The sequence below is a fragment of the Mesorhizobium sp. WSM4904 genome (assembly GCF_029674545.1).
Taxonomy (GTDB): domain Bacteria; phylum Pseudomonadota; class Alphaproteobacteria; order Rhizobiales; family Rhizobiaceae; genus Mesorhizobium.
Genome location: NZ_CP121354.1, coordinates 5,538,504 through 5,554,366, shown reverse-complemented (window position 1 = coordinate 5,554,366; position 15,863 = coordinate 5,538,504). Strand labels below are relative to the sequence as shown.

16 protein-coding genes are annotated in these 15,863 nt (G+C 65.5%); 12 read left to right on the top strand and 4 right to left on the bottom strand.

Translation table 11 applies throughout. The features are described from left to right. Nucleotides 1-118 precede the first annotated feature (118 nt). The 8 genes from QAZ47_RS26995 to QAZ47_RS26960 all read left to right on the top strand — a co-directional run bounded on the left by QAZ47_RS26995 (nt 119) and on the right by QAZ47_RS26960 (nt 7,310). Nucleotides 119-418: a hypothetical protein gene (locus QAZ47_RS26995; RefSeq protein ID WP_278203840.1), complete on the top strand. Its 300-nt coding sequence runs from the start codon at nt 119-121 to the stop codon at nt 416-418. Nucleotides 419-499: 81 nt separating this feature from the next. Beyond that, nucleotides 500-1,165: a response regulator transcription factor gene (locus QAZ47_RS26990; RefSeq protein ID WP_041002188.1), complete on the top strand. Its 666-nt coding sequence runs from the start codon at nt 500-502 to the stop codon at nt 1,163-1,165. 22 nt (nt 1,166-1,187) lie between these two features. Further along, entirely contained in the window at nt 1,188-2,576 is a 1,389-nt protein-coding gene (locus QAZ47_RS26985; RefSeq protein ID WP_278231387.1) for an ATP-binding protein, read from the top strand. 146 nt (nt 2,577-2,722) lie between these two features. Continuing rightward, the gene (locus QAZ47_RS26980; RefSeq protein ID WP_278203837.1) at nt 2,723-3,160 is read left to right on the top strand and encodes a hypothetical protein; all 438 of its coding nucleotides are present in this window, start codon (nt 2,723-2,725) and stop codon (nt 3,158-3,160) included. A 117-nt stretch (nt 3,161-3,277) separates the two neighbouring features. Then, nucleotides 3,278-4,408, top strand: a complete 1,131-nt coding sequence (ccmI, locus tag QAZ47_RS26975; RefSeq protein WP_278231386.1) for a c-type cytochrome biogenesis protein CcmI — start codon at nt 3,278-3,280, stop codon at nt 4,406-4,408. A 3-nt stretch (nt 4,409-4,411) separates the two neighbouring features. Next, a complete protein-coding gene (ccmE, locus tag QAZ47_RS26970; protein ID WP_278073079.1) occupies nt 4,412-4,855 on the top strand; it encodes a cytochrome c maturation protein CcmE in 444 nt (147 codons plus the stop codon). A 5-nt stretch (nt 4,856-4,860) separates the two neighbouring features. Continuing rightward, complete coding sequence (locus QAZ47_RS26965) at nt 4,861-6,852, top strand: heme lyase CcmF/NrfE family subunit (protein WP_278231385.1); 1,992 nt, start codon at nt 4,861-4,863, stop codon at nt 6,850-6,852. Then, entirely contained in the window at nt 6,849-7,310 is a 462-nt protein-coding gene (locus QAZ47_RS26960; RefSeq protein ID WP_278231384.1) for a cytochrome c-type biogenesis protein, read from the top strand. The genes QAZ47_RS26965 and QAZ47_RS26960 overlap by 4 nt, the downstream gene beginning before the upstream one ends. Here QAZ47_RS26960 and QAZ47_RS26955 read toward each other — a convergent pair. Both QAZ47_RS26955 and QAZ47_RS26950 read right to left on the bottom strand, forming a co-directional pair. Then, a complete protein-coding gene (locus QAZ47_RS26955) occupies nt 7,307-7,615 on the bottom strand; it encodes a type II toxin-antitoxin system RelE/ParE family toxin (protein WP_278203832.1) in 309 nt (102 codons plus the stop codon). The genes QAZ47_RS26960 and QAZ47_RS26955 overlap by 4 nt on opposite strands. Beyond that, nucleotides 7,612-7,881, bottom strand: coding sequence for a CopG family ribbon-helix-helix protein (locus QAZ47_RS26950; RefSeq protein WP_278203831.1), 270 nt, complete (start codon nt 7,879-7,881; stop codon nt 7,612-7,614). Before QAZ47_RS26950 ends, QAZ47_RS26955 begins: the two co-directional genes overlap by 4 nt. A gap of 195 nt (nt 7,882-8,076) precedes the next feature. On the opposite strand from QAZ47_RS26950, the gene QAZ47_RS26945 reads away from it, so the two are divergent. The 4 genes from QAZ47_RS26945 to QAZ47_RS26930 all read left to right on the top strand — a co-directional run bounded on the left by QAZ47_RS26945 (nt 8,077) and on the right by QAZ47_RS26930 (nt 15,093). Next, nucleotides 8,077-9,621 (top strand): Do family serine endopeptidase, encoded by a 1,545-nt coding sequence (locus QAZ47_RS26945; protein ID WP_278231383.1) that lies wholly within the window; start codon nt 8,077-8,079, stop codon nt 9,619-9,621. Nucleotides 9,622-9,933: 312 nt separating this feature from the next. Then, a complete protein-coding gene (locus QAZ47_RS26940; protein ID WP_278203829.1) occupies nt 9,934-10,608 on the top strand; it encodes a response regulator transcription factor in 675 nt (224 codons plus the stop codon). An 8-nt stretch (nt 10,609-10,616) separates the two neighbouring features. Then, nucleotides 10,617-12,086, top strand: a complete 1,470-nt coding sequence (locus QAZ47_RS26935) for a HAMP domain-containing sensor histidine kinase (protein WP_278231382.1) — start codon at nt 10,617-10,619, stop codon at nt 12,084-12,086. Between the two features lie 10 nt (nt 12,087-12,096). Further along, nucleotides 12,097-15,093 carry a bifunctional [glutamine synthetase] adenylyltransferase/[glutamine synthetase]-adenylyl-L-tyrosine phosphorylase gene (locus QAZ47_RS26930; RefSeq protein WP_278231381.1) on the top strand — a complete coding sequence of 999 codons (2,997 nt, stop codon included), beginning with the start codon at nt 12,097-12,099 and terminating at the stop codon, nt 15,091-15,093. Here the strand turns inward: QAZ47_RS26930 and QAZ47_RS26925 are convergent. Continuing rightward, on the bottom strand, nt 15,078-15,515 hold the full coding sequence (locus QAZ47_RS26925; protein ID WP_278203826.1) for a hypothetical protein: 438 nt from the start codon (nt 15,513-15,515) through the stop codon (nt 15,078-15,080). The two genes, QAZ47_RS26930 and QAZ47_RS26925, sit on opposite strands and share 16 nt — an antisense overlap. Next, nucleotides 15,512-15,775, bottom strand: coding sequence for a type II toxin-antitoxin system prevent-host-death family antitoxin (locus tag QAZ47_RS26920; protein ID WP_278203825.1), 264 nt, complete (start codon nt 15,773-15,775; stop codon nt 15,512-15,514). Before QAZ47_RS26920 ends, QAZ47_RS26925 begins: the two co-directional genes overlap by 4 nt. Nucleotides 15,776-15,863: the final 88 nt, after the last annotated feature.

Below are 15,863 nucleotides of genomic sequence, written 5' to 3'. Positions count from 1 at the left end.
CGGCTTGATGGGGGCTCGGGCAGTTGGATGTCTCGCGTTCAGGGGGCATGGCGGGCATGGATTTTCGGCCGTTCACCGTTCATTTCACGTTCAGCACACATGCGTTAGAACCGTGATCATGAAAACGTTCCGCTCCCATATCCGCACCGCGGCGCTGACGCTTGCCGCAGCCGGCCTCTTTGTGTCGCAGGCGACGGCCATGCCGGTCGTCGAACCGTCGGTCGAGCAGCCGGTCGTGCTTGCTGCAGGTGACTGCTACGCGATCGGCCAGCAGGTCGCCGCGCAGAATGGCGGCACGCTCGCCAAGGCCTCGCCGTCGACGCGCGGCGGCCAGCAGGTCTGCGTCATCGTCGTGCTGGTTCCCGGCAAGGAGGGCCAGCGCCCGCGCCGTTCCGAGATCGTGGTGCCGCTCAACTGAGGCCCCATCCCTTTAACAGGCTTAAGTTTCCCTGGCCGGCGGAATCGGCCTATATCTTTCCCCATCAACAGGCTTCAACCCATGCGCGTGCTCGTCGTCGAGGATGACAAGGATCTGAATCGCCAGCTGGCAGACGCGCTGGTCGATGCCGGCTATGTCGTCGACCGCGCCTATGACGGCGAGGAGGGGCATTTCCTCGGCGACACCGAGCCCTACGACGCCGTCGTCCTCGACATCGGCCTGCCGCAGATGGACGGCATCAGCGTCGTCGAGCGCTGGCGCCGCGGCGGGCGCAAGATGCCGGTGCTGATCCTGACTGCGCGCGACCGCTGGAGCGACAAGGTGGCCGGCATCGACGCCGGCGCCGACGACTATGTTACCAAGCCGTTCCACATCGAGGAGGTGCTGGCCAGGGTGAGGGCGCTGATCCGCCGCGCCGCCGGCCATGCCTCGTCCGAGCTTACTTGCGGGCCGCTCAGGCTCGACACCAAGGCCTCCAAGGCCGATGTCAACGGCGTGCCGCTGAAGCTCACCTCGCACGAGTTCCGTTTGCTTGCCTATCTGATGCACCATATGGGCGAGGTGGTGTCGCGCACCGAGCTGGTCGAGCACCTCTACGACCAGGATTTCGACCGCGATTCCAACACCATCGAGGTGTTTGTCGGGCGGCTTCGCAAGAAGATGGGCATCGACATGATCGAAACCGTGCGTGGCATGGGCTATCGCATGCGAGAGCCGGAGGCGTGACGCGGAACCGCTGAAGCCGACGATGAGAACGTGGCTTTCAAGGCTGCGGCTCTGGCCGCGCTCGCTGACCTTCCGCGTCATCGCCTTTTCGACGGTCTGGGCGATCCTGACGCTGATCGTCATCTTCACCCTCATCACCACGCTCTACCGCCAGGCCAGCGAACGCGGCTTCGACAGCCTGCTTTCGGCGCATCTGTTCAACCTGATCGGCTCGGTCGGCATTTCCGACAGCGGCGCGCTCACCGGCTCGCCCGACCTTGGCGACCTGCGCTTCTCCGAGCCGAATTCCGGCTGGTACTGGTCCGTTGAGCCAGCCTCCGAAGGTGTTCACGGCGAGATCCATTCCTCCTCGATGACGACCTCGGTCCTGTCGCCGAGCGTCGCCGAAGTTCCCTTCAACGCGAATTTCCAGCGCAGCTATTCGACCGAAGGCATCAAGGGCGAGGAACTGGAGGTCTTCGAGAGCGAGTTCGTGCTCGATGCCAAGAACCGCGCCGCGCGCTTCCGCGTCATGGGCAACCACAGCGAGCTGGAACAGGAGATCGCCAGCTTCCAGCGTCGCCTGCTCACCTATCTGTCGCTCTTCGGCGTCGGCATGATCGCCATCAACGCCATCGCCATCCTGCTTGGCCTGCAGCCCTTACGCCGCGTGCGCAATGCGCTGGCCATGGTGCGCGAGGGCACGGCGCAGCGGCTCGACGGCCGTTTCCCCGCCGAGATCGAGCCCCTGGCCAACGAGACCAATGCGCTGATCGAGAACAACAGGCGCATCGTCGAGCGCTCCCGAACCCAGGTCGGCAACCTCGCCCATTCGCTGAAGACGCCGCTCGCCGTGCTGATCAACGAGGGCCGCGCGCTCGGCGGCGCCAAGGGCCAGCTCATCGCCGAGCAGGCCGCCTCGATGCAGAAGCAGGTGGATCATTATCTGCAGCGCGCCCGCGTCGCCGCCCAGCGCGACAGCGTGGTCTTCCGCACGCCGGTGGCGCCGCTTGTCGAGCGCATGGTGCGCGTGCTTCGGAAGCTCAATCCGCAGACGAAGCTATCGCTGTCGCCGCCGCCGGCAGAGATCGTCTTTGCCGGCGAGCGCGAGGATCTGGAGGAATTGCTGGGCAATCTGCTCGACAATGCCATGAAATGGGCAAAAAGCGCCGTCGCCGTCTCGGTCGCCGCAGTTCCGGGAAGCGCCAACCTGTTTGAAATCGTTATAGAGGATGACGGCCCCGGCATTCCCGAGGACAGCGCGCGGGAAGTGTTGAAACGTGGCAAGAGGTTAGACGAGACGAAGCCGGGAACGGGGCTGGGATTGGCCATTGTCGCCGACCTCGTCAACGAGTATGGAGGCGCCCTGGCGCTGGAACGGTCCGGCATGGGCGGCTTGAGGGCGGTGGTGAGATTGCGGAGCCTTCAATAATGTTTTTTATCGATTTGCGTGCGGCTGGCTGCGGCCAAATTTCCGACAAATATCAACACTATGGGCTTGCCATCCTCCCCGATGGCGCGGCTCCCGGTGCATCTCGTTCAAGAAGTCCATCCCGCTCCAGAGAACCGGTTGCTGGCATGAAGATTCGCGTTGCGCTCGTTTCCGCCCTGATGGCCGTTTCGGGCTGCACCACGCTGGGCAGGACCGGCCCGACCTCGCCGGTCACGCCGGTCGCCACTCCGCCGGCCGGCGGCAAGGTGGCAACCAGCATCGTCGCGGCCATGAATGGCGGGCTCATCGGCGGTTCGATCGGCTCGGGTCTGAGCGACGCCGAGAAACGCAAGGGCCTCGAGGCGGAGTACAAGGCGTTGGAATACAACGCCAGCGGTCAGAAGGTGACGTGGAAGGGCGATAGCTCGTCCCATTACGGCGAGGTCGTGGCGGCCCAGCCTTACCGGGTCGGCTCCCAGGACTGCCGCCAGTACACGCACACCGTGTATGCTGGCGCATCGGGCGTCACCGCGCGCGGCACGGCCTGCCGCAATGCCGACGGCAGTTGGACGCCGCTGACCTAAGCCAGGCAACAGCCGGCGCGATTTGATATTTATCAAGGTCGGCCGGCGCGTCTGCCGTCAAAGCGTCGCAGTATGCTTGTGTTGGCAGGGCAGGGCTCTGCCTTTATTGGAATAGCCATGCTGTTCTGGGTCATAGCCGCAATCCTTACGCTGGGCGCCAGCCTCGCGGTGCTTTTGCCGCTGGCCGGCGGCACGAAAGGCGCGTCGGCCGCCGGCGATCACGATCTCGAAGTCTATCGCGACCAGCTTTCCGAGCTTGACCGCGACATGGCGCGCGGCCTGATCCAGCCGGGCGAGGCCGAGGAAGCGCGCGCCGAGATCGGCCGCCGCATCCTGCGTCTCGGCTCCGCCAGTCAGGCGGGCACGGACGCGCCGCGCCCTTCGCGAGCCGCGAGGCTGGTTGCCACAGTCGCCGTGCTGGCGGTGCCGCTGGTGAGCTGGGGACTTTACGGCGAGCTCGGCTCACCCGACCTGCCGTCGCAGCCGCTGGCCGAACGGCTCGCCAAAAATCCTGCCGATTCATCGGTCGACGAGCTGATCGCCCGCGCCGAGGCGCATCTTGCCGCCAATCCCTCCGACGGCAAGGGCTGGGACGTGCTGGCGCCGGTCTATCTGCGCCTGCAGCGCTACACCGACGCGGTGACGGCCTATCGCAACGCCATCCGCCTCGATGGCGACAGCGCGGTTCGCCAGGCTGGCCTCGGCGAGGCGATCGCCAACGCCGCCGGCGGCATCGTCTCCGCCGATGCTCAAAATGCCTTCGAGGCTGCCCTGAAGCTCGATCCCGCCAACGCCAAGGCGAATTTCTATCTGGCGATGGGGCTTGCCCAGGAAGGCAAGAAGGCAGAGGCCGACGCTGCCTGGCAAAAGATGCTCGGTCAGCTCGCGCCGGATTCGCCTTGGCGCAGCGCCGTCCAGCAGGCGCTCGCCGATACGGCCGAGGCCACGGCCGGCAAACCGGCCGCCGGCCCGGATGCCGATCAGGTCGAGGCGGCGCAGCAGATGTCGCCGCAGGACCGGCAGGCGATGATCGAAACCATGGTCGCCGGGCTCGACGACAGGTTGAAGCAAAATCCGCGCGATGAGGAAGGATGGATGCGGCTCATCCGTTCCTATGTCGTGCTCGGCAAGGCCGACCAGGCGCGCGACGCGCTCGGCCGCGCTGTCGCCGCCTTTGGCGCCGATAGCGAGCAAGCCAAGAAATTCACCGCCTTTGCCGCCTCCCTCGGCGTGACGGCGACGGAGTAAGAGATGACGCGCAAGCAGAAGCGATTGTCGGTGATCGTGGCGGGGCTGGCCTTCCTCGGCGCCGCCACCGGGCTCACCTTCTACGCGCTCGGCCAGAAGGCTTCCTATTTCTACATGCCGGCCGAGCTAGCCACGGCAAGCGTCCAGCCCGGACAGCGCATCCGCCTTGGCGGCCTTGTCGAAAACGGCACCGTCGTGCGCGGCAACGGTGCAACCGTGGCCTTCTCGGTTACCGACACCCAGAAGTCGGTCAAGGTCACCTACACCGGCATCCTGCCCGATCTGTTCCGTGAGGGGCAGGGCGTCATCACCGAGGGCGCCTTCGGCCCGGACGGCGTCTTCGTCGCCGACAGCGTGTTGGCCAAGCATGACGAGCGCTATATGCCGAAGGAAGTCGCCGACGGCCTGAAGGCCAAGGGCGTGTGGCAGGAAAGCAAGAGCGAGTAACGAACTTGGTTGAGACCGGACATTTCGCCCTCGTCCTCGCCTTCGCGCTGTCGCTGGTTCAGATGCTGGTGCCGCTGGTCGGCGCCCGCACCGGCAATCAGCGGCTGATGGCGGTCGGCGGTCCGGTCGCGGTGACCGGCTTTGCGCTGACCGCGCTCTCTTTCGCGGCGCTGGCCACCGCCTATGCCGGCTCCGACTTCTCGGTGGCGAGCGTCTGGGAGAATTCGCACTCGTTGCAGCCGATGATCTACAAGATCACCGGCACCTGGGGGAACCACGAAGGCTCGATGCTGCTCTGGGTGCTGATCCTGACCTTTTTCGGCGCGCTCGTCGCCGTCTTCGGCAACAACCTGCCGGCGACGCTCAAGGCCAATGTGCTTGCCGTGCAGGGCATGATCGGCGCCGCCTTCTTGCTGTTCATCCTGGCGACCTCGAACCCCTTCATCCGCCTGAACCCGGCGCCGATCGAGGGCCGCGACCTCAACCCCGTCCTGCAGGATCTCGGCCTCGCCGTCCATCCGCCGCTGCTCTATCTCGGCTATGTCGGCTTCTCGATCTGCTTCTCCTTCTCGGTCGCCGCTCTCATCGAAGGCCGCATCGACGCCTCCTGGGCGCGCTGGGTGCGGCCATGGACGCTGGTCGCCTGGATGTTCCTGACCGGCGGCATCGCCATGGGCTCCTATTGGGCCTATTACGAGCTTGGCTGGGGTGGCTTCTGGTTCTGGGACCCGGTCGAGAACGCGTCCTTCATGCCCTGGCTTGCCGGCACCGCGCTGCTCCACTCCGCGATCGTCATGGAAAAGCGTTCGGCGCTGAAGATCTGGACGCTGCTGCTTGCCATTCTCACCTTCTCGCTGTCGCTGCTCGGCACCTTCCTGGTCCGCTCCGGCGTGCTCACCTCGGTGCATGCCTTTGCCTCCGATCCGGCGCGCGGCGTCTTCATCCTCTGCATCCTGACGCTGTTCATCGGCGGCTCGCTGACGCTGTTCGCGCTGCGCGCTTCCACGCTGACGGCCGGCGGCCTGTTCCACCCGATCTCGCGCGAAGGCGCGCTGGTCCTCAACAATCTGTTCCTCACCACTGCGACCGCGACGGTGCTCGTCGGCACGCTCTATCCGCTGGCGCTCGAAGCCATCACCGGCGGCAAGATCTCGGTCGGCGCGCCCTTCTTCGACCTGACCTTCGGCCCGCTGATGCTGCCGCTGCTCGCCATCGTGCCCTTCGGGCCGCTGCTTGCCTGGAAGCGCGGCGACGTGCTTGCCGCTTCGCAGCGCCTGATGGCGGCCTTTGCCGTGGCGCTCGCGGCGATGCTGATCACCGGCCTGTTCATCGACGGCGCCTCGGTCTTCGCCGCGCTTGGCGTCGGGCTCGCCGTCTGGCTTGTCGCCGGCGCGCTCACCGACCTTGCCGTCAAGTCGGGTGTCGGCTCGGTGGCGCCGGCCGTCATGCTGAGGCGCTTCGCCGGCCTGCCGCGCTCGGTCTTCGGCACCGCGCTGGCCCATCTCGGCCTCGGGCTCACCCTGCTCGGCATCGTCTCCACGCTTTGCTTCGGCACCGAGAGGATCCTCACCATGCGCGCCGGCGAGACGGTGGAGCTTTCCGGCCACACGCTGCGCTTCGAAGGGCTGTTCCCGCAGAAAGGCCCGAACTTCACCGAGGATCGCGGCCGTTTCCTGCTGATTGGCGCCGACGGCAACGCCGATGGCCAGATCACCTCGGCCAAGCGCTTCTATCCGGTGCGGCAGACGGTGACGACCGAGTCCGGCATCAGGACGCTGGGCTTGAGCCAGCTTTATCTGTCGCTCGGAGATGAGGGCAATGACGGCTCCGTCGTCGTGCGCCTGTGGTGGAAGCCGTTGGTGACGCTGATCTGGGGCGGCGGGCTGGTGATGATGGCTGGCGCCGCCATGTCGCTGCTCGACCGCCGCCTGCGCGTCGGCGCGCCCGCCAGGCGCCGCAAGCCGGCTGCCGCCACGGTATCGGCGAGCCCGACATGAAGGCGAAGTTTTCGGCCGCCTCGCTGATCCTGCTGCTGGCTCTGCTCTTCGCCGGCACGGCGCAGGCGGTGAAGCCCGACGAGGTGCTGCCCGATCCGGCGCTGGAGGCCCGCGCCCGCGCGCTCTCCGAAGGCCTGCGCTGCATGGTCTGCCAGAACCAGTCGATCGACGAATCCGACGCCGACCTGGCGCGTGACCTGCGCATCCTCGTGCGCCAGCGCCTCGTCGCCGGCGACACCGACCAGCAGGTGATGGACTATATCGTCTCGCGCTATGGCGAGTTCGTGCTGTTGAAGCCGCGCTTCAGCCTGCGCAACGCGCTTTTATGGGGCACCCCGGCGCTTCTGCTTCTGGCCGGCGGCATCTTCATCCTGTTCAGCGCGCGTTCGCGCCGCCCGGTATCAGCAGCGCTCTCGGCGGACGAGAAGGCGGCGCTGGACAAGCTGCTTAGCGATTAAATAGGCCATTCCTCGGACGGCCAGTCCCGCGACGTGTGAATGACGCGAAGGATGACGACGCTCTCACGGCCAGCGATAGGCCTCAGGCTATAGGCAATGACGTAGGGGAGGCGCCCGATGGGCTTCTCATAAGTACCTGTCACGCGGCCAGGCCGGCCGGTCGCCATATCGCCAAGATTTTGGCCGGCCTCGCGAATGCGATCAGCGAGGCGTCTGGCGGCTGCCGGATTATCCCGCGCGACGAAGCCGATCTGCTGGCTGAGGTCTTCAAGCGCCTCTCGCGACCAACTGACGTGCCGCTTCACGCGTTACCAGCACGCTTAGCTTCCGCCGCTTCGATTATGGCGTCGATCTCCGCCATGGCTTCATCGTGGGGCACGACACGGCCAGCCTCTGCGTCGGCCATGCCACGCTTGATGCCTTCGATGATCTCAAGCTCGCGATCGACGTAGGCCGAAACCGCCTCGGCCGCGAGGAAGGATTTGCTGCGGCGCGTGTCATTGGCGATCCGCTCAAGCTTCAGTTTGGTTTCGCTCGAAACCCGAATTGTCATGGTGGTGCTTGTTGGCATAATGAAAGCCTTGTGCTGAACTGTGTACAAGGTAATGCAGCAGACGGGCGTAACCAAGGGAATTGTGCGCCTCGCTGCCGGCACATTACAAAATTTTCATGCACCGGAAATGGCGCCGTAATGTGCGCCGCTCTAATCCTCTTGCCCGAGGATGCTTCGCCTGAGCGCATCCCTTCGAAAGAGGAAACGAAATCCATGAATATCGCCCCCAATTCATATTCCCGCACCCGCAAGCGCCTGATGGCGGCCGTCGCTTCCCTGGCCGTCGTCGGCACGGCCGGCGCGGCCATGCTCGCAACCGGCACCGCCCCCGTGCTGGCTGACGCGGTGCGCGTCGACGCCCCGCAGGTCCCGAGCTTCGCCGACGTGGTCGAGCACGTTTCGCCGGCGGTCGTCAGCGTCAAGGTCAAGGCCAAGGTCCAGCCGACGGCCGATGACGGCTCAGACGATCAGGACGGCTTCGACAACCTGCCGGACAATCCGCAGCTGCGCCGCTTCTTCAAGGAATTCCGCGGCTTCGGCGATCAGGGCGGCCAGTTCGGCATGCGCCGCTTCAACCACCGCAACCACGGCAATGGCGAGCCGCGCCCGGTCGCCCAAGGCTCGGGCTTCTTCATTTCCGAGGACGGCTATCTCGTCACCAACAACCACGTCGTTTCGGAAGGCTCGGACTTCACCGTCGTCACCAATGACGGCAAGGAACTCGACGCCAAACTGATCGGCACCGATCCGCGCACCGACCTCGCCGTGCTGAAGGTCGATGGCGGCGGCAAGTTCACCTATGTCGACTTCGCCGACGACTCCAAGATCCGCATCGGCGACTGGGTGGTGGCCGTCGGCAACCCGTTCGGCCTCGGCGGCACCGTCACCGCAGGCATCGTCTCGGCCCGCGGCCGCGACATCGGCGCCGGCCCCTATGACGACTTCATCCAGATCGACGCCTCGGTCAACCGCGGCAATTCGGGTGGTCCGACCTTCAATCTCAACGGCCAGGTGATCGGCATCAACACCGCCATCTTCTCGCCGTCTGGCGGTAGCGTCGGCATCGCCTTCGACATTCCGGCCTCGACCGCCAAGCAGGTCGTCGAAGACCTGATGAAGAACGGTTCCGTCCAGCGCGGCTGGCTCGGCGTCGAGATCCAGCCGGTCACCTCCGACATCGCCGAGTCGCTCGGCCTGAAGTCGGAAAAGGGCGCGCTGGTGTCTAGCGCCCAGGATGCCGGTCCCGGCAAGAAGGCCGGCATCACGGCCGGCGACGTCATCACCCAGGTGGATGGCAAGGATGTTGCTTCGCCGAAGGAACTCGCCCGCGTGATCGGCGCCTATGCGCCGGGCAAGTCGGTCGACGTCACCGTCTGGCGCAACGGCAGGAACGAGACGGTCAAGGTCGATCTCGGCACGCTGCCTTCGAGCGACAAGCAGGCATCGAACGAAGACAGCAACAAGCAGGCTGCCCCCGCCAAGGCCGACACGCTGGCCGATCTCGGCCTCACTGTCACCAAGTCGGAGAACGGCAAGGGTCTGGTGGTCACCGATGTCGACCCGGACAGCGATGCGGCCGACCGCGGCATCCAGCCCGGCGACGTCATCACCTCGATCAATTCGAATGAGGTGAACACCACCGACGACGTTTCCAAGGCGATGACGGACGCCGCCAAGTCGGGCCGCAAGGCCGTGCTGATGCAGATCACCCGCGATGATGCGAACCGCTTCGTCGCGCTGCCGGTCGGCAAGGGCTGATAGCGCATGACCCGAAAACCGCATGGGTTTTCGGAAGGATCATGCGTCGTTTGAAGTCGAACGACTTTTCCTTGCGGCGGTTTCAACACCCCCGAGCCGCCGCCGGGAAAACATGGGGCCGAGCACGTCAGTCAGTCACCGTGTTTCGCTCCTGGCGGCAGCGGGTTTCCCATCACCCGCTGCCGCTTTACCAAGCGTGGCGCCCACAAAGTGGGTGTCGGTCTGGGATTCACGACATGCGGCTGGCGAACGCAAAGGCGCTAAGTCATGGCTGCCCCTCAATCTTCCGGTGAAATCGCGTATAACGGCTCCATGAAGATTCTCGTCATGGAAGACGATCGCGAGGCGGCGGACTACCTCAAGAAGGCCTTTGCCGAGGCGGGCCACACCGCCCATGTCGCCGGCGACGGCGAGACCGGCTTCGCGCTTGCCGATGCCGGTGATTATGACGTGATGGTGGTCGACCGCTTGATGCCGCGCCGCGACGGCCTGTCGGTGATCGCAGCGCTCCGCTCGCGCGGCAACACCACGCCGGTGCTGATCCTGTCGGCGTTGGGGGAGGTCGACGATCGCGTCACCGGCCTCCGCGCCGGCGGTGACGACTACCTGACCAAGCCCTATGCCTTTTCCGAACTGCTCGCCCGCGTCGAGGTGCTGAACCGCCGCGCCAGTGCGCGCGAGTCGGAGACCGTCTACCGCGTGGGTGATCTCGAGCTCGACCGCCTGTCGCATTCGGTCAAGCGCGCCGGGCGCGAGATCACGCTGCAGCCGCGCGAGTTCCGCCTGCTCGAATATCTGATGCGGCATGCCGGCCAGGTGGTGACGCGCACCATGCTGCTCGAGAATGTCTGGGACTATCATTTCGATCCGCAGACCAACGTCATCGACGTTCACGTCTCGCGCCTGCGCGGCAAGATCGAAAAAGGCTTCGACAAGCCGATCCTGCACACGATCCGCGGCGCCGGCTACATGCTGAAAGGCGGGTAAAGCCGATCATGGCTCTTTCCCTGCCGGCCATCATGAGGACGACGGCGGCCCGGCTCTCGGCGCTTTATCTTCTGCTTTTCGCGCTCTGCGCCGTGTTGCTGGTCCTTTACATGACGTCGCTGTCGGCGCGCATGCTGACCGCGCAGACCCAGGAGACCATCAACGACGAGGTGCTCGGCCTTGCCAATGCCTATCAGCGCGGCGGGCTGCCGGTGCTGGTGCGCGTGGTCGAGGCCCGCTCCCGCCAGCCCGGCGCCAACCTCTATCTGATCGCCGACGCCAACGGCCAGATCCTGACCGGCAACGTGCAGAGTCTGGAGCCTGGGGTCATCGAGACCGAGGGCTGGACCACGGAGCCCTTTTCCTACCAGCGCTTCGGCGAGGGCGAGCTCGACCGGTTGCGCAGCGGAGACCAGACCGCGCCTTCGACCGGTACGGGCGGCGCGCAATCCGAGGGGGAGAAGGGCCACAACGCCATCGCGCTGGTGCTGAGGTTGCCCAACCAGATGATCATGCTGGTCGGCCGCGATCTCGGCGAGCCGGAGCGCTTCCGCGCCGTCATCAAACGTTCGCTGATGCTGGCGCTGGGCATGATGGGGCTCGGCGGGCTCTTGATCTGGTTCTTCGTCGGGCGCGCGGCGCTGAAGCGCATCGACAGCGTCTCCGATGCAAGCCGCCGCATCATGGGCGGCGACCTCAGCGGACGGCTGCCGGTGACCGGCGCGGGCGACGAATTCGACCGCCTGTCGGAAAACCTCAACACGATGCTTGCCCGCATAGCGATGCTGAACGAGGGGCTGAAGCAGGTCTCCGACAACATCGCCCATGACCTGAAGACGCCGCTGACCAGGCTGCGCAACCGCGCCGAGGCCACACTTGCCGGCAAGCACAAGACGATCGACTACCGTCAGGCGCTGGAGGGCACGATCGCGGAGTCCGACCAGCTCATCAAGACGTTCAACGCCATCCTGATGATTTCGCGGCTGGAGGCCGGCTATTCCTCGGAGACGACCAGCCCGGTAGACCTCGCCGCCACGGTGAGCGACGTCGTCGAGCTCTACGAGCCGGTGGCGGAGGAGGCGGGCGTTGCGCTGGAAACCACGGTGCCGGAGGCCTTCACGATCAACGGCAACCGCGAGCTGATCGGCCAGGCGCTGTCCAACATCGTCGACAACGCGATCAAATACTCGACCGGCGCCGCCGAGAATCCGAAAGTGTGCGTCACGCTGGAACGCGCCGGCGGCGAGATCAAGCTCGCCGTTTCCGACAACGGCCACGGCATTCCCGACGATGCCGACCGCGCGAGGGTCACCGAGCGTTTCGTGCGATTGGAGAAAAGCCGCTCGCAGCCGGGCTCGGGCCTGGGCCTCAGCCTCGCCAAGGCGATCATGACTTTCCACAACGGCAGGCTTGATCTTTTGCCCGCCAATCCCGGATTGTCCGTGGTCATGAGTTTCCCGGCACGGGAGACGCGTTGACGGCGGCGAGATGGCAAAGAAGAAGATCGAAACCGAATGGCAACTCCGACCGACGCTGGCGCTTCGCCCGCTGGATGGCGACCACGCCCGGCGGGAACTATCCGAGATCGCCGATGCCGCCGAGGAAGACGGCCTTGCGCGTCTCGCCGCGTTCCTGGCGGACAAGGGGCCGCAGCAGGATTTGCTCGCCGCGATCTTCGACTTGTCGCCGTTCCTGCGCGACACGGCGCGCCGCCGGCCGGCCGTTCTCGACACGCTGTTCGATCAGACGATCGAAGCGCGGCTCAGCGACATCGGCGAGGCGATCGATCGCGCGGCGCGGGCCGAGAATGTTTCGGAATCGAGCCTGATGATGGCGCTCAGGCAGTTCAAGGCCGAGGCGCATTTCCTGATCGCGCTGGCAGATCTTTCCGGCGAAGCCGAGACGGCGCTGACCGTGCGCCGCCTCAGCGACCTTGCCGACGCCGCAACACGCGCCGCCGTCGATTTCCTACTGCTCGACGTGCATGGGCAGGGCAAGCTCAAGCTGCCTGATCCGAAACACCCCGCGCGCGGCTCGGGCTGGGTCCTGCTCGGCATGGGCAAGCTCGGCGCGCATGAGCTGAACTTCTCTTCCGACATCGATCTTGTCGTCTTCTTCGATCCGGAAGCGTCGGCCGTCATCGATCCGCTCGACGCGACGGAGCTCTTCTCGCGCCTCACCCGCCGGCTCGTGCGCATCCTGCAGGACCGCACCGAGCACGGTTACGTCTTCCGCACCGATCTGAGGCTCCGGCCGGATCCCGGCTCGACGCCGCTGGCGATCCCGGTCGAGGCGGCGCTGCGCTATTACGAGGCGCGCGGCCAGAACTGGGAGCGCGCCGCCATGATCAAGGCGCGGCCGGTGGCGGGCGACCTTGCCGCGGGCTCGGCCTTCCTCAAGGAATTGCAGCCCTATGTCTGGCGAAAATACATGGACTACGCTGCGATCGCCGACGTCCATTCGATCAAACGCCAGATCCATGCCCACAAGGGACATGGCGAGATCGCGGTGAAGGGCCACAACGTCAAGCTCGGCCGCGGCGGCATCCGCGAAATCGAGTTTTTCGTCCAGACGCAGCAGCTGATTGCCGGTGGCCGCTTTCCGGAATTGCGCGGCCGCGAGACGGTACCGATGCTGGGTGCGCTCGCCGCGCGCGGCTGGATCACCGCCGATGCGCGCGATGCCCTTACGCGGCAATACTGGTTCCTGCGCCGTGTCGAGCACGCCATCCAGATGGTGGCCGACGAGCAGACGCATGTCCTGCCTGACGATGATGAGGAATTGGAGCGCATAGCGCTGATGCTGGGCTTTGCCGGCGAGGCGGAGTTTGCCAAAGCCTTTCGCGCCTCGCTGCAGCAGGTCGAGCGCCACTATGCGGCGCTGTTCGAGACAGCGCCCGAACTGTCGGCGGGCGTCGGCAACCTTGTATTCACCGGCGATGTCGACGACCCCGACACGCTGCGGACCTTGCATGGCCTCGGCTTCCAGCGCCCGAGCGACATCTGTCGCGTCATCCGCGGCTGGCATTTCGGCCGCTACCGCGTCACCCAATCGGCGGAAGCGCGCGAGCGGCTGACCGAACTGACGCCGGCGCTGCTCAAGGCCTTCGGCCAGACGCGCCGCGCCGACGAGGCATTGATCCGCTTCGACGAGTTTCTCGCCGGGCTGCCGGCCGGTATCCAGCTCTTCTCGTTGCTGCAGTCCAATCCGGCGCTGCTCAAGCTGATGGCGACGATCATGGGCGGCGCGCCGCGGCTCGCCGCCATCATCACGCGCCGGCCGCATGTCTTCGACGGCCTGCTCGATCCGGCGCTGCTCACTGAACTGCCGGACCGTGCCTATCTCTCGGCGCGTCTTGCGGCTTTCATCGAGGGCGACCGCGCCTATGAGGATGTGCTCGACCGCCTGCGCATCTTCGCCTCCGAGCAAAAATTCCTGATCGGCGTGCGCCTGCTTGCGGGCTCCATCGATCCCGCTCGGGCCGGCCGTGCCTTCTCCGATCTCGCCGATCTCACCATCGAGGCTGCGCTTCATGCCGTGATCGCCGAATTCGCGCTGCGCCACGGCAGGATCGCCGGGGCCAGGGTGGCGCTGCTCGGCATGGGCAAACTCGGCAGCCGCGAGCTCACCGCCGGCTCGGATGTCGATCTCATCCTGCTCTACGATCATGATGCCGATGCGGAGGAATCCGACGGCGAGAAGCCGCTGGCGCCCTCGCATTACTACACCCGCATGACCCAGCGTCTGATCGCCGCGGTCTCGGCGCCAACGGCCGAAGGCGTGCTTTACGAGCTCGACCTTCGCCTGCGTCCCTCCGGCAACAAGGGGCCGGTCGCCACGCATGTCGACGCCTTCAAGAAATATCAGCGCCAGGACGCCTGGACCTGGGAACACATGGCGCTGGCAAGGGCTCGCGCGATCGGCGGCGATACCGAACTCTGCGCCGAGGTCGAGGAGGATGTCGCGGCGGTGCTCGCCCAGCCGCGCGACGGCGCCAAGGTGAAGGCGGAAGCATCGGAGATGCGGGCGCTGATCGAGAAGGAGAAGCCGCCGCGCGATCTCTGGGACATCAAGCTGATCCCGGGCGGCCTCATCGATCTCGAATTCATCGCCCAGGTCGCCGTCATCACCGGCGCGATCGAACCCAGCCTGCGGGCGACGGCGACGGCGGAAGTGCTGGCGCGGCTGGCCCCCGGTTTCGCGGCGCCCGATGTCCGGCAGGAGCTCTGCGAGGCCTGGCGGCTCTATCAGGCGCTGACCCAGATGATCAGGCTCTGCCTTACCGGCGAATTCCAGCGCGACGATGTCCCGCCGGGACTTTCGGATCTGCTGCTGGCGGCCACCGACCTGCCGGATTTCGGCGTGCTGGAAGCACATCTGAAGGAGACGTCGCGCAAGGTCCGCGAGGATTTCGACCTTCTGCTTCGTGCGGGGAGCGGCGGTGGGCTAGGAGCCGTGAGGCCGCGCGACTATTCGGTGCGTTGAACTCGGCGGAGCCTGCGGCGCGCATGCGCCTGCAGGAGCCGATCGCGGAGATAGGCATAGAAGCGGGGCGGCAGCATACCGTAGTGAAAGCGGGAGGGACTGCTTCCCGGAATGGGTCTGAGGTCGGGACCCGGCCAGAGGAAATCGTTGGTTTGGCTCACCACGACCCATGATGGCATGTCGTCGAACCCAAGGTAAGCCTTGAGAGGCGCCGGCATCTCTATTGCATCGCCAGGATCAGCCGGGACGGAATGCGTGATCGGAACCACCGTCACGACCTCGCGCCCCTCCACGATCCGACGCGCAGCGACAATGGCGCATGGTCGGTTCTTTCGCCCCTCTTCAGCGCCGTCCTTGTGCTCGCGCGACCAGAGGTAGGAGTAGGAAATCACCAGGCCGGGAACAGGCTTGGGCAGGCTCACGGCGTCCAGTCTTTGAGCATTTCATCCAGCTCATCAAACTGGGATGGGACTGCGCTTTCTGCGATGGCTCTCAGCGTCTCGTCGTCCAGTTCCTCAACCGGACGAGCGACCCGTCCCTTGACCAGCACTTCGAACATTGCCGCCGACAGGAGCACGGTATGAGTTCGGCCGTTCTTCGTTATGGCGACCGGCGCTCGCTGAGCGGCATCCTGAAAACGACCAACATTCTGTTGGAATTCCGTCGATGTCACACGCATCATAAGCCACCTCTTTATCCAAAATAGATAAAATAGATGACTTTTTCAAGAATGACATCGCGCTTTGATCGTGCAGTTACCGCAGCGGCCC

Coding starts and splice junctions, on each gene's coding strand:
- QAZ47_RS26980 (WP_278203837.1), top strand. CDS start 2,723: ATGAAGATTCGCGTTGCGCTCGTTTCCGCCCTGATGGCCGTTTCGGGC.
- QAZ47_RS26995 (WP_278203840.1), top strand. CDS start 119: ATGAAAACGTTCCGCTCCCATATCCGCACCGCGGCGCTGACGCTTGCC.
- QAZ47_RS26920 (WP_278203825.1), bottom strand. CDS start 15,775: ATGATGCGTGTGACATCGACGGAATTCCAACAGAATGTTGGTCGTTTT.
- QAZ47_RS26945 (WP_278231383.1), top strand. CDS start 8,077: ATGAATATCGCCCCCAATTCATATTCCCGCACCCGCAAGCGCCTGATG.
- ccmI (WP_278231386.1), top strand. CDS start 3,278: ATGCTGTTCTGGGTCATAGCCGCAATCCTTACGCTGGGCGCCAGCCTC.
- QAZ47_RS26990 (WP_041002188.1), top strand. CDS start 500: ATGCGCGTGCTCGTCGTCGAGGATGACAAGGATCTGAATCGCCAGCTG.
- QAZ47_RS26935 (WP_278231382.1), top strand. CDS start 10,617: ATGGCTCTTTCCCTGCCGGCCATCATGAGGACGACGGCGGCCCGGCTC.
- QAZ47_RS26950 (WP_278203831.1), bottom strand. CDS start 7,881: ATGCCAACAAGCACCACCATGACAATTCGGGTTTCGAGCGAAACCAAA.
- QAZ47_RS26960 (WP_278231384.1), top strand. CDS start 6,849: ATGAAGGCGAAGTTTTCGGCCGCCTCGCTGATCCTGCTGCTGGCTCTG.
- QAZ47_RS26985 (WP_278231387.1), top strand. CDS start 1,188: ATGAGAACGTGGCTTTCAAGGCTGCGGCTCTGGCCGCGCTCGCTGACC.
- QAZ47_RS26940 (WP_278203829.1), top strand. CDS start 9,934: ATGAAGATTCTCGTCATGGAAGACGATCGCGAGGCGGCGGACTACCTC.
- ccmE (WP_278073079.1), top strand. CDS start 4,412: ATGACGCGCAAGCAGAAGCGATTGTCGGTGATCGTGGCGGGGCTGGCC.
- QAZ47_RS26930 (WP_278231381.1), top strand. CDS start 12,097: ATGGCAAAGAAGAAGATCGAAACCGAATGGCAACTCCGACCGACGCTG.